At 35.5% G+C, this 13,360-nt stretch carries 10 protein-coding genes; 5 read left to right on the top strand and 5 right to left on the bottom strand.

Annotated features, from left to right (window positions below):
* Positions 1-16: 16 nt before the first annotated feature.
* Genes IE155_RS09405 through IE155_RS09395 form a run of 3 tightly spaced genes read right to left on the bottom strand, consistent with a single transcriptional unit; the run spans position 17 to position 3,786 of the window.
* Positions 17-1,132 (bottom strand): glycosyltransferase, encoded by a 1,116-nt coding sequence (locus IE155_RS09405; protein WP_189377991.1) that lies wholly within the window; start codon positions 1,130-1,132, stop codon positions 17-19.
* Between the two features lie 3 nt (positions 1,133-1,135).
* The gene (locus IE155_RS09400; protein WP_189377990.1) at positions 1,136-2,335 is read right to left on the bottom strand and encodes a TIGR04063 family PEP-CTERM/XrtA system glycosyltransferase; all 1,200 of its coding nucleotides are present in this window, start codon (positions 2,333-2,335) and stop codon (positions 1,136-1,138) included.
* Positions 2,336-2,382: 47 nt separating this feature from the next.
* Positions 2,383-3,786 (bottom strand): TIGR03013 family XrtA/PEP-CTERM system glycosyltransferase, encoded by a 1,404-nt coding sequence (locus IE155_RS09395; protein WP_189377989.1) that lies wholly within the window; start codon positions 3,784-3,786, stop codon positions 2,383-2,385.
* 223 nt (positions 3,787-4,009) lie between these two features.
* Here IE155_RS09395 and IE155_RS09390 point away from each other — a divergent pair, with 223 nt between their 5' ends.
* Genes IE155_RS09390 through IE155_RS09370 form a run of 5 tightly spaced genes read left to right on the top strand, consistent with a single transcriptional unit; the run spans position 4,010 to position 9,789 of the window.
* A complete protein-coding gene (locus IE155_RS09390) occupies positions 4,010-4,645 on the top strand; it encodes an XrtA/PEP-CTERM system exopolysaccharide export protein (RefSeq protein ID WP_189377988.1) in 636 nt (211 codons plus the stop codon).
* 45 nt (positions 4,646-4,690) lie between these two features.
* Positions 4,691-6,280: an XrtA system polysaccharide chain length determinant gene (locus tag IE155_RS09385; RefSeq protein WP_189377987.1), complete on the top strand. Its 1,590-nt coding sequence runs from the start codon at positions 4,691-4,693 to the stop codon at positions 6,278-6,280.
* 3 nt (positions 6,281-6,283) lie between these two features.
* Positions 6,284-7,192 (top strand): XrtA-associated tyrosine autokinase, encoded by a 909-nt coding sequence (locus tag IE155_RS09380; protein ID WP_189377986.1) that lies wholly within the window; start codon positions 6,284-6,286, stop codon positions 7,190-7,192.
* Entirely contained in the window at positions 7,158-8,753 is a 1,596-nt protein-coding gene (locus IE155_RS09375; protein ID WP_189377985.1) for a TIGR03016 family PEP-CTERM system-associated outer membrane protein, read from the top strand. Before IE155_RS09380 ends, IE155_RS09375 begins: the two co-directional genes overlap by 35 nt.
* Positions 8,754-8,757: 4 nt before the next feature.
* Positions 8,758-9,789, top strand: a complete 1,032-nt coding sequence (locus IE155_RS09370; protein ID WP_189377984.1) for an XrtA/PEP-CTERM system-associated ATPase — start codon at positions 8,758-8,760, stop codon at positions 9,787-9,789.
* Between the two features lie 60 nt (positions 9,790-9,849).
* On the opposite strand, the gene prsR is transcribed toward IE155_RS09370, so the two are convergent.
* Both prsR and prsK read right to left on the bottom strand, forming a co-directional pair.
* Positions 9,850-11,202: a PEP-CTERM-box response regulator transcription factor gene (gene prsR, locus IE155_RS09365; RefSeq protein ID WP_189377983.1), complete on the bottom strand. Its 1,353-nt coding sequence runs from the start codon at positions 11,200-11,202 to the stop codon at positions 9,850-9,852.
* Positions 11,203-11,222: 20 nt separating this feature from the next.
* Positions 11,223-13,259: an XrtA/PEP-CTERM system histidine kinase PrsK gene (gene prsK, locus IE155_RS09360; protein WP_189377982.1), complete on the bottom strand. Its 2,037-nt coding sequence runs from the start codon at positions 13,257-13,259 to the stop codon at positions 11,223-11,225.
* Positions 13,260-13,360: the final 101 nt, after the last annotated feature.

The raw sequence follows: 13,360 nt of genomic DNA, 5'->3' as shown, positions 1-13,360 counted from the left end.
TCACTCTTTAAATATTTCACTGTATATTTATTTCGTCCATTACTCGTTGCACATTTTTATGCCAGTCGAACTGCGCTGCGTGCGATAATATTTTTTCATTACACCAGTTTTTATTTAACGCTTCTAACATTGCATTTGCTAGTTGCTCGCTATTTTTATCTTCAACTAAAATACCAACATCTTCATTAACTACCTCTGGTATACCACCTACACACGTTGCAATAACAGGTGTGCCGCAAGCAAATGACTCAAGCAGTACATTAGGTACTCCTTCTCGATAGCTGGGTAGCACTAACGCACTAGCCGAACGGATATAGTCTGCCACCGTAGGTAAAGGTACTGAGCCATGTAATTTAATAACATGCTGTAAATTATTAGCTTTTATTTTATCTATTAGCACATTTTTCATGGGGCCTTCGCCCAAAATATCTAAAGTTAAATCAGGTAATTTTTCATGACAAATCATGAACGCAGATAATAATTCGTTTACCCCTTTCGTTGGAATTAAACTCCCCACAAATACAAACGATTGACACTTAGGTTTACTCACCAGAGGATAAAATAGTTTCGGGTTAACGCCATTATAATTAACGACTAATATCTCTTTTTCGATACCTTGGCTGCTAAGTTCACTAGCAAGAGCATTACTTGCACAGAAAATTCGTTTCGCTTTATTTAACCATTTTTTCATTAAGCTAGAGCGAGCACTATACTTAACATTTTCATTAACGTCTGTGCCATGAACTTTAACAAAAAAAGGTAACTGTAAAAATTTATTGACCATCGATGCCGCAATTGCGTCTGGAAAGCCCCAAGATGCCATCAACACAGTTGCCTTTTGCTGCCTGATCCACGGAATTAAAAAACATAACGAAACAAATTGAAATAAAGGAACTAGACGACGTCCTACCTTTGGAATGTAAAAATAAGGACAATATTTAATGTTATTAGTACCAATACATTCTTTTCTATGGCTAAACCACTCTTTCCATGCAAGTAAAATAATTATCTTTACTGGCCTCTGCTTTTCTATTAAATCAAACTGTTGTTTATTAAAACTGGCTCTATTTGGCCCCCAAGGCACTGGATACAAATTTGTAATAATAAGAATGGGCTTTTGCGTAGCAAGCATATACTAAGCAAGCCTTTCATAAACAGGTAAGTACTGCTTTGCCGTATTTAACCAATTCCGCTCTTCTCGAACAAATGTTAAGCCTTTCTCACTTATTTCGGTAAGCAAGTCAGTATCATCAATGATCTCAAGTACTTTAGCGGCTAATGCCAATGCATTGTCAGCAGGAAATAAAAAACCTGTTTGACCGTCTTTAATTAATTCTTTATGACCACCAATATCTGATGCTATTACCGGTTTATATTGCGCCATAGATTCTAAAGGCTTTAATGGAGTTACCAGTTCGGTCAAACGGATACTCTCTCTCGGAAATACTAATAGGTCTGCCAAACTATAGTAACGATTCACTTCTTCAAACGGAACTCGCCCGACAAAGGTTACAAAGTTTTGCAAATTGTGCTCTTCAACCTGCCTCTTTAGATTATCAAACTCATTGCCTGCACCAACTAATAAAAGGTGAATATCTGATCTCGTTTTAACGATTTCACTCATCGCTTCTATAGCGTAATGTAAGCCTTCATATTTGAAAAATGTACCAATAAAAGCGAGTACTTTCTTACCTGATAAATTTAATGCCTGTTCTAGTTCAGAATCACGTTGGTACAAAGGTTGAAAATTATTAATATCTACTGCATTAGGTGTTACATAAAGCTTGTTTTCTGGTATGCCTCGTTTGATTAAATCTTGTTTTAAGCCCTGGCAAATACAACTAACGGCATCTGCCTTTTCAAATGCATGCTGCTCTATTGCTTTAATTATTTTATATTTCAGGGAACCTTCTTTAGTTTTTCCGGTATCAACTGCGGCATCTTCCCATAACGCACGCACTTCATAAGCAACAGGAATATTATATTTTTTACCGACTTTAATTGCTGCCAATGCATTAAACATAGGGGAGTGAGTTTGAATGACATCGGGCTTATCAGCAACTACAGCTTGCTCAATTCTTTTCGCTAAATAATTAATATGATGCAAATAATTGACAAAAGGAATTTTACTTAAGAACGACGTAGATGCTTGAGTTCGTTGATAAGTAACCCCTTCAACGTCTTCTTGCAATTCAGTATAGTCTTGATACCTTTGACTGGTAAGTTGCTGAGTTTCAATCCCTATTTTCCTTTGATGCCGAATTATTGCATCTGACCTCAACGAATACCCACTGATATTAGGCCTTGAATACTCTAAAATATGTAAAACCTTCAATATTTGTTCCTTTCCAACTGACTAATTTGTTACCAATAGTTAAGGTGTTATCGACCTTTACCAAACAAGACTATTTCAACCGTTCTAATTAAGATTAACAAATCTAACATGAAACTACGGTGTTTAATGTAGTACAAGTCATATTTTAGTTTTTCTAATGAGTCTTCTTCTGTCGCACCATAAGGGTACTTTAATTGCGCCCAGCCAGTTAAGCCTGGCTTCACATTGTGTCGTTCATTGTAGTATGGAATATTTTTAATTAGCTGCTGAACAAATTCAGGACGCTCTGGGCGCGGGCCAACAAACCCCATATCACCACGCATTACATTATATATTTGTGGTAATTCATCGACGCGATATTTTCGAATAAATTTACCTATTTTAGTCGTACGGTCATCATTTTCTGAAGCCATTTGCGCACCATTTTTTTCAGCATCTATTCGCATACTACGAAACTTGATAATACGAAATGCTTGACCGTCTAACCCAACGCGCTCTTGATAATAAAAAACAGGTGCTTTCATTCCCTCATCAAGTTTGATCAGAATAACCGTGATTAGCATTACAGGCCAAGTAATCAGGAACAAAAAGAATGCGATGCCAGCATTAAATACCCAATCTAAGGTATTACGTAGGTGGTTAGCAGAGGCAAATCCATTTGAATAGATAACCCAGCTCGGATAAATTAAGTTAACAGCAATTTGACCGGTTTCACGCTCAATAAAATCAAGAATCTCAGTGACCTCTACACCACGAATTTTACACGCAAATAATTCATCTACCGGTAAATTATTTCTACGTTCGTCACTGGCAACAACAATTTCATCAATTTCATGTTCTAGCGCATAACTAACTAATGAAGTATCTAGTGTTATTCTATTTTCGTTAACTATCCCGCCATCTCCATCACCTTCCATCACCACAAAACCATGCATTGAAAAGCCTTGCCTATCCACATCTCGGCGCATACGTCTTTCAATAATAGAAGCACGTTGTCCTGCACCTAAAACTAATACTTTGCGTTTATTTAAGCCAAAGAAATCAACTTGATAAATGATATATCGAAAGGTTGACGCTATGACTAAGGTAATTACAGAGGCTATCGCCAGTAATTCAATAGGTAATGAATTAGAACCAAAAAAAGGGTTAATTAAACTTACAATAAAAAAGCCGATAGCCACAGATACTAAAAGGCGCCTTACAATTCCACGAAAGCTTTCACGTAGTTTAGAATTGTACAAACCTAAAGCTAATGAAGATAATTGCACAACAAATGCAAAAATAATGGCATAGATAAAAATAAAGTTATGCGGTAACTTTATAGGTTCGACAAAAAGAAAGAATTGATTTAAATATACAGTAAGTAATAAAGCGCTGGCAAAAAATACCAACTCAACTAATACCAGAGATTTACTACCTGAAGATAGATCTCGAAACTTTGGACTAGACATAAATAGAGCTACAATCCCTGAGTAATTTATTTGCTAAGTGTTAACGGTTATCTAATTTTAAAGTACTAAAATAGTTAATACTTTCATAATAAAGAAGTGTAATGCTATGCTAGCAATTTTAACAGCTTTTTTACAGATATTAAATAATGTGCATCAGTTGTAAAAATCAAATACAATCTGGTAGCTTAATATAAAAACCGTCGTAATAAAGAAGGTCACAACCATGGAAATTCGTATGATTAACAAGCTGAAAGCGTTCGTATTTTTAGCCATTGGCTATGTTTTGGTCGGCTGTAGTGCTAATACACTCCCTCCTGCCTCATTACACAAATCAACTACGGTTGACGTAAGTTCATATAAATACCTAATAGGTGCTGGCGATTCCGTAAACATTTTTGTTTGGCGAAATCCTGAGGTTTCAGGCACATTCGTTGTTCGTCCAGATGGAATGATCACTACTTCGTTAGTTGAAGACATACCGGTATCAGGTAAAACCCCTACAGAATTGGCCCGAGAAATTGAAAAAATTCTCGGTACGTATTTAAGAGAGCCCGTTGTAACGGTTACTGTTAATAATTTTGTTGGTCCATTTAGTGAGCAAGTTCGTGTTATTGGCGAAGCCGCTCAACCTCAATCAATTAGTTATGTACAAAATATGACCTTACTTGATGTAATGATCAGTGTTGGTGGGTTAACTGAATTTGCCGATGGTAATGATGCAAGACTAGTACGCATTGAAGGTGGAACACAAAAGCAGTACGACATTTATATAGAAGACTTACTCAAAAATGGTGACATTGCTGCAAATGTAGACGTATTACCCGGCGATATTATTGTAATTCCTGAAACATGGTTTTAAGTAAAAACGTTTTTAGTTAATATTTCCCTGTAATAGAGGTCAGGAATGCAAGAAATAATTGAACAGATAGTAGATTACCTAAAAGGAATTTGGATTAAGCGTCGCTATTTAATAATAGCGACCTGGTTAATCTGTCCAATAGGTTGGTATGTGGTCGCTCAACTAGATGATGTTTATGAATCAGAAGCTACCGTTTTCGCTGATACTCAGTCGATTTTAGGGCCTTTATTAAAAGGCATAACAGTAAGTACTGATACTGAAAAACAAATTGAATTAATGGTCAGAACCTTATTAAGCAGAGATAATCTTGAACGTATTTCACGTATGACAGACCTTGATGTTACCGTTAATACCCCTGTTCAATATGAAGAATTAATTACCGATCTTAAAGATGAAATTAAAATTGATAAAATTGGTGGTCGAAATCAAAATATTTTTAAGATCACTTATGAACATCAAAACCCAGAAGTAGCTAAAAATGTCGTTCAATCTGTATTAACAGTATTTATTGAGAGCATGTTAGGTGAAAGCCGAAGTGATTCAGACTCAGCACAGCGCTTTTTAGATTCTCAAATTAAAGAATACGAAAATAGACTAACAGCTTCTGAAGCTAAACTAACTGATTTCAAACAAAAATACAGTGGCGTATTACCTAACCAGTATGGTGGCTATTATCAAAAATTAACCATTGCAAAAGAGCAATTAAAGGCAATTGAACTAAGTATATTAGAAACTAAAACTCAACTAGAGTCCGCACGAGCTCAACTTCCAAAGAAGGGTGATGAAGCGAGCCAAGCACAAAATAATATTGTTGGTGAAAATACAATTCAAACAACCTTTGATTCAAGAATTGAAGAGCTAGAAGCCGCCTTAGATAACTTACTACTACGCTACACTGAAAAACATCCTGATGTTGTTGAAGTTAAAAACCGCTTAGCGCTTTTAACCAAGCAACGAGAAAAGGAAATTGAAGACTTCTTAAATTCGTCTGAAAATGGAAGTGGTAGCTATAACTTATCTCAAAACCCGGTAACTCAAGGGATAATGATTCAAATTAATCAGCTAGAGAATCAAATCGCTTCGGCTACCGTAAGAGCGAATAGTTATCAGCAGCAAGTCACTGAATTAGAGAGTAAAATTCATATTCTTCCTGAAATTGAAGCTGAATTAACTGCCCTTAATAGAGATTACGATATTACCAAAGAGCAATATGAACAACTATTATCTCGCAAAGAAACCGCTCAAATAGCAAAGCAAGCAGATGAATCAACGAATAAAATTAATTTTAGAATTATTGATCCCCCAAAAGCGCCAACTAAACCATCAGGGCCTAAGCGAATATTATTTTTTATAGCTGTTCTTATTGCAGGTTTAGGTGTCGGCACGGGTTTATCTCTATTTGTAAGTCAAATTAATCCAGTAGTTACCTCTAGCCGTCAAGTATCACAAGTTACCGGTATTCCTGTCTTTGGTATTGTTTCTGCCGCCGACAACCTTGGCTTACAAAAATGGCATAAAAGAAAAACTCAGATATTTATTTTTTCTAACATGTTATTGTTATCAATATTATCCGCGTTAATTGCGTATTTCTTATTTCCTGACGCCATTCAAGCGCTAATTAGAAGGATAGTGTAACTAATGAGTACAATTGAAAAAGCGCTACAAAAGCAAAAAGACAAATTAAAGAACTCTATTGATGAAAGTAAACCAGTAGAAAATACCAGCAATGATTCGCCAGAAACCCAAGCGGATGTTCATACGAAAGAAGTCTTAAAAGAATCATCTTCATCAACCACAAAAGAACACAGTAACAACACGTTTATTACTATTGATAAAGATGAACTTGAATCTAGAGGCTACTTAGTCGATAACGGCACAAGAAAAAGTATTAAAGACGAATTTCGCCAAATTAAGCGTAAGTTATTGGGGAATGCATTTGGTGCTGCGGCTAAAACATTAAAACATCCAAATTTAATTATGGTGAGCAGTTCAAAGCCTAATGAAGGTAAAACCTTTGTTTCTATTAATTTAGCCCTAAGTATTGCACTAGAGCAAGACAAAACAGTACTTTTAATAGATGCAGATGTCTTAAGACCTAGTGTTAACCGTGAACTTGGTCTTGATGAAATGCCAGGATTAATCGAATACTTATTAGGTGAAAACCAAGACATTGGCGAGTGTATCTACAATACAAATATTGATAAGCTTAAAATTATTCCTGCGGGTAAACCTCATCATTTGTCTAATGAATTATTAGCAAGTGATAAAATGCACGCATTGGCTGAAGAATTAGCTCAACGATATCCTGATCGTGTGGTTATTTTCGATTGCCCACCATTAATAGGGGTTTCTGAAACTCTGGTACTATCAAGCTTTATGGGGCAAGCATTATTAGTAGTAGAAGAGTCGAAAACACAATTAGCAGATATTCAAAAAGCGACTGAAAACCTTAGTGAAGACTTAGCCTTAGGCTTAGTTGTCAATAAAGCAATTAGATCTCATAAGGATATGTATGGCTACTATGGCTATGGATACGGTGCGAATTAAATCACTAACGGTACTTTCGCTGTTAAGCGTAATACCGCAAATAACTTTAGCAGGTGAATGGCAATTTTCACCCGATATTTTCGTGGATGAAATATATAGCGATAATGTTGAGCTAACCAAAACCAATAAAGTTGATAGTTTGGTTAGCCAGATAGGTTTGGCGTTAAATACGAATTATAAAGCGCAATATTTATCATTTGATTTCAATTCATCTAGCACCTACGCTATGTATACTCATGATCATGAAATCGATAAAGATTTTCATACCTTAGATAGCCAGTTTAGTTACATGTTATGGCCTAATGGTATCACCTTTACTGCCAGTGCAGGGATTTCCAATCAGAGCAGAAACTCAGCAAGAAATGGTCTTGCTGATATAGTGAGTGGTAATACTGTTCAAATTGAAAACTATAGCTCTGGTTTAGCCTATAACGTTGTCAATAGTGACTTTACTATAAACAGCTCTGTTCAATATCAAATAACTGAAAGTGAAGATAATATTGGTGAACGAGAAGGGTACGTTGCCTCAATAGAAAGCAATAACGGCAAGAGTGCAAGAAATATTTTTTGGAATATTTCAGGCTCTTATCAAGATCAAGAAAATAACGCTAGAGAAAGTACTTTTTATCAAGCAGAAGTAAAATTTGGTTGGGTCTCTGGTGTTGGTTTTAATCCTTTTTTACGTTATTACGATGAAAATAATGAAGGAGCAAGTTTAGGACAAAGATCACTTGAATCAAACTCAGTTGGTTTAGGGATCCGTTGGTTAGCGACTCCGCGCCTATATTTAGACATTTCATATAACAAACCAATCGGCGACGAACTTAATATTGACGGTGAAGTACAAGATAACTACCTTGATTATTCACTAAGTTGGCAACCAACACAGCGCACTAAACTAGTTGCAAGTTATTCTCAACGTTTCTACGGTGACAGTTATCAACTAGCGTTGAGTCACGAAAATAAACGCCTAACAAATACTATAAGTTATAATGAGGCTGTTCAAACCTTTACTCGTAATAACTTTGAAGCAGTGCTTCAAGGCACTTATTTATGTCCAACGGGTGAAATTAATAATTTAGACGAATGTTACTTATCTAATGATCAAAATATTGACCCTACAGATATTAGAATTCTTCCTATTTATGATTTTGAATTAGTAGAAGATTATGGTCTTTCTTTAAATAAATCATTAAATTGGTCTAGTACTTTATCTTTATCACGAACAACATTTTCTATAAGTTTAAATGGGAATGAGCGAGAAAATTTAGAAACTAATTTAATTGATACTACAAAGTCGGCTAATTTTAATGCAAGTCGAGAGCTTGGACCTAGATCTACACTTAAATTAACACTTTCTTATACAGATCAAGAGTTTGAATCTAATTTAACCATTGATAGATCAAACCGCTATCTTCAAGCCTCATTAGATTATAATAGAGAATTAAATAAACAATTAAATGCAACTTTTAGCATCAGCACTGTAAATAGAGAATCCGAGCAACTGTACCTAAATTATGATGAGAATCGCATTTCGTTTAAAGTAACCAAAGGATTTTAATTAGATGTACGAAAGCTATTATGGTTTTAAGGAAAAACCTTTTCAATTAAGCCCTGATCCCCGTTTCTTTTTTGCCTCGAATCACCATCAGCGTGCCATGTCATATTTACAATATGGGTTAGACCAAGGTGAAGGATTTATCGTGGTTACTGGCCCTATAGGTACAGGTAAAACCACAATAGCACGTAACTTATTAAACAATATTGCAGACAATAGTATTGTTGCCGCACAACTTGTTACCACTAAACTTAATCCTCAAGAATTATTAGCGTTAGTAGCTTCAGAATTTAATATTAAAACAAACGGAGATAGTAAAGCTGAACTACTCCAAGTTATTGAAGACTTTTTAATTAAACTACATAAACAGGGTAAACGCGCATTACTTATTGTTGATGAGGCACAAAACTTACCTGCTGAAACAGTAGAAGAACTAAGAATGTTATCTAATTTTCAACTAGATAATAAGCCATTGATTCAGAGCTTTTTATTAGGGCAAGAAGAATTAAAACCGATTATTCAAGCCCCTGATATGGAACAATTTAGACAACGTATAATCGCTTCTGCTCACTTAAAACCTCTTTCTGTTGAGGAAGTGAAAGAGTACATTAATTATCGCTTAAACCAAGCTGGCTGTATTAAAGATAACCTTTTTTCCGATAGTGCTTTTGAAGTTATCCACGAGAAGACTCTTGGTGTTCCCCGAAAAATTAATATTTTTGTTGATAGGATATTATTATTTGGCTTTCTAGAAGAGCTTGACCAAATTTCTATTGAAGCAATTAATAGCGTTGCAGAAGAAATGGAAGTTGAATTAACTGGCTCATTAAATAACTCGACCTTAGAAAACAATGAACCAAACAGCCAAGTAGTAGTTAACTCCACTGAAAATGTACAGCACATCAAAGATGTCTTAAGAGAAGTTGAAGATATTTTAGAAACTTCAATAAAACAAAAAGTTAAAATGGCGCGTTATGTTGATAAATTACTTAAACATAAAAGCCGACTTTATGCTGAGCAAAATATTGATTCTGAGTAAATAGATGTAGGCCGGTCTTTAGGCCTACAAACTGATATTTAACAGCAATCAGTATTCCTATTACTCTACATTAATCGGTAATTCGTACTTTTCAATTAACGAATATAATGTAGGACGTGCAACACCTAATAATTCAGCCGCTTTTGACATATTACCATCGGCCAATGCGTAGGCTTTTTGTATAGCAATTGATTCGGCTTCTTCACGTACTTGACGTAAGTTTAATGATAACTCTAAGCTTTGATCTATATGATCAAAAAAGCCTAAATCCATTGCTGTTACTTGTGTTCCTGGTGCCATAATAACAGAGCTTTTGACTTTATTTTGTAATTCTCGAATATTACCTGGCCAACGATGATTTTTAATAGCGCTTAAAGCATCATCAGAAAAACCTTTTATATTACGTTTATAATCAAGCGCATAACGCTGTAAAAAGTATTGTGCAAGTATTAGCACATCTTCTTCGCGATCTCTTAATGGTGGAATATTTAAAGTGATCTCACTGACACGATAAAATAAATCTTCTCTAAAGGTTTTTTCTGCCACCATTTCTTCTAAGTTTTGGTTAGTTGCACAAACCACACGTACATCAACCGAAATTTCTTGGCGACCACCTAAGCGTTCAATTTTCTTTTCTTGTAAAAAGCGTAATAATTTAGCTTGCAAGCTAAAAGGCATATCACCAATTTCATCAAGAAACAGTGTTCCACCTTCAGCACATTCAATTTTACCCTTAGTTGTACGGTGAGCTCCTGTAAACGCGCCTTTTTCAAAACCAAATAATTCACTTTCTAATAAGGTTTCAGGAATAGAGGCACAGTTAATGGCTATAAATGGGGCTTTTTTACGGTCACTTGCAAGATGTACGGCATTTGCCGTTACTTCTTTACCTGTACCACTTTCACCTAGAATTAGCGCTGTGATCTCAGTAGGAGCAATACGCTTAATCATCATGCGTAAACGATCAATACTTTCGCTATTACCAATAATACCTATATCGCTACCGGCAACAGCACGCATTCTGCGATTTTCTTCTTCTATAGTCGCTAAAGAAAAGGCACGAGCGACAATCACGTTAATAACATCAGAATCTATTGGTTTTTGATAGAAATCGTATGCACCAGCATTAACTGCCTTTAACGCATTACTACGGTCATCATTACCTGTGATCACTATTATTTTTGTATGAGGCGCTATCGCTAGTATTTCATCTAGTGCAGCTAAGCCTTCTGAAGCATTCGTTTCATCCGGTGGAAGTCCTAAATCTAAAGTAATGACTTTAGGTTCATGGCGTCTTACTGCTGCAACTGCACTTTCTCTATCGTCTGCGAGTATCACTTCGTAATCAGACAAACTCCACTTAAGCTGCTTTTGAATCCCTTTATCATCATCTATGATCAACAACTTTTCCATTACAAACCCTTAAAAATATATCATTCAAATACGGGATTTATTGGCAGTTCAATTTGAAAAGTCGAGCCTTTACCCACTTCGCTATCAACACTCAGCAAGCCTGCAATACTTTCAATAAATTGTTTTGCCTCAAAAACACCGATCCCCATGCCTGCATTTCCTTTTGTGGTATCAAAAGGTTTAAACAGTCGGTTTTTTATAAACTCTGGTGACATTCCACAGCCATTATCACTAATTTCAATAATAATGTCTTTATCTTCATGTACTAAAGATACTTTAACCCATCCATCTGGGTTTGTCGCTTCTTGCGCGTTTTGAATTAGATGATTAAGCACAGAATGCAGAGTGTCTCCATCTATTGCCATACTACAACTACTTATCTGGGTGATAGTTACCAGTGGTTTTTTAATATTCCTTTGCTGTACAACTTTTTCTACTATTGTACTAACATCTATCAGCGCTGATTTTGACTGAGCTACTTGTTTATTGCGTAATTGCGATAATACTTTCTCTAATCGCTCCGTTGCTGATTCAACCGTTTCAAAAACATCATCAATAAATTCAGGATTATCTCGATGTTTCTCTGCATTTTTGTTGATTAAACCTAATTGTGCCTGCACATTTTTCAAGTCATGCACTAAAAAAGCCGACATTCGGTTAAAAGCATCAAACTGCTTAGATTCAGCTAATTTATCATTCGCTTCATGTAATGATACAAAGTTACCTAGTTGTTTTGAAATAGCAAAAAATAAATCGCGATCTTCCCAATTTAAACGGCCAATTTCTTTGCTATCCCCTAACAGAAAAAAACCATAAAACGCTTTGCCAATAAAGATTGGGATAACAATACGAATATTACTTTGAATACAAAGTTTGGCATCTATCGATAAATTAGGGTACAGGGTTGGCGTACGTTGATATTCCTCCATATCAACAATCCAACCTTTAGATTGACAAAAGCGACTAATACTTCCTAGTTGCTGTTTCACCTCTTTAGTTATGTCAAGATCGATACTAAGTAGCGTATTAAATTGATTATCTGTGATTTTACGTATGATAGCGCCGCTTGAGGTTTTTAACGTCGACATCATAATTTGTGTTGCCATTTGGTAATAATCACCAGCGGTACTGGTTTCAATTTTTTCAATTAAATTAAGCCATTCATCACGATATTCATACTTGTTAGCAAAGAAGTTTTTTGCAATAAACACTTTGACATTTCGACGTAAGGACTCAGTAATAAGCAGGGCTACCAACACTATGCCGCTTAACACCAAAAAGCCGATACTAACAACATCTCCCCACTTACCGCCAAAATAATTAATTAAATAGCCCGCTATGGCCATAACTAATAAATACAGCCCCGCAATCATCAGCATTGAGCTATAGAAAACTACATTTCGGGAAACAAAAATACGTACTGAACCGTTACGAATACGCCGGGTACTAACCAATAACAGCGGCAACACCACTGCGGCGATAAAACCTCGACTATACCAAAACTGGAAATCTATACTCGCCACCATAGTTGCCTGTGCGTATAACACAAAGTCAAATACCGATACGCTGGCAATGGCAATAATTAACGGCCAAATAGCCCAACGAATTTGCTCATTTGCACTTCTAAACAATTGCTCTAATAGCACTAATGACCATAAATTAAGCACGATAAATAATAAAAATAGATATTCGTAAGAATAATTAAAAGTGCGGGTCGCCAACCAACTCGATAACACCAACATTATCCAAATACCTAAATATTGCTGGATATATTTATTTTTTATTAATGACTTAAATGAGCGAAATTCAACATTGCATAATAGAATAAGTACCGACCAGCAAGCTATTTTGACGCTATCTACTAACATTACAAACTGGAGACTAAAGCCCAATTCAATTTGAAATGCAGCGACAGCATTAGCACAAACAGTTACTAATGCTGAAATTAAAATCCATTTAGCTAAAACCGTTTTATTACGGGCTGCGAAAAGCAAAAAAGCAAAAAGTAAGTAGCCGACAGCGGCAAGGCCGTAACCGAATAATCCAATGGTGTTCATGTATTATTTTTTACCAATAATGTAATGATGTTTTATTATTTACAAAGCATATCACTTATACCAAGTGATATTTTAAAAATAAACATATTTCAACTTTTCTA

The sequence above is a fragment of the Thalassotalea profundi genome, assembly GCF_014653195.1.
In the GTDB taxonomy this organism is placed as follows: Bacteria; Pseudomonadota; Gammaproteobacteria; order Enterobacterales; family Alteromonadaceae; genus Thalassotalea_B; species Thalassotalea_B profundi.
Note: the sequence above shows the minus strand (reverse complement) of the source record. Positions and strands in the feature narration are given on the sequence as shown.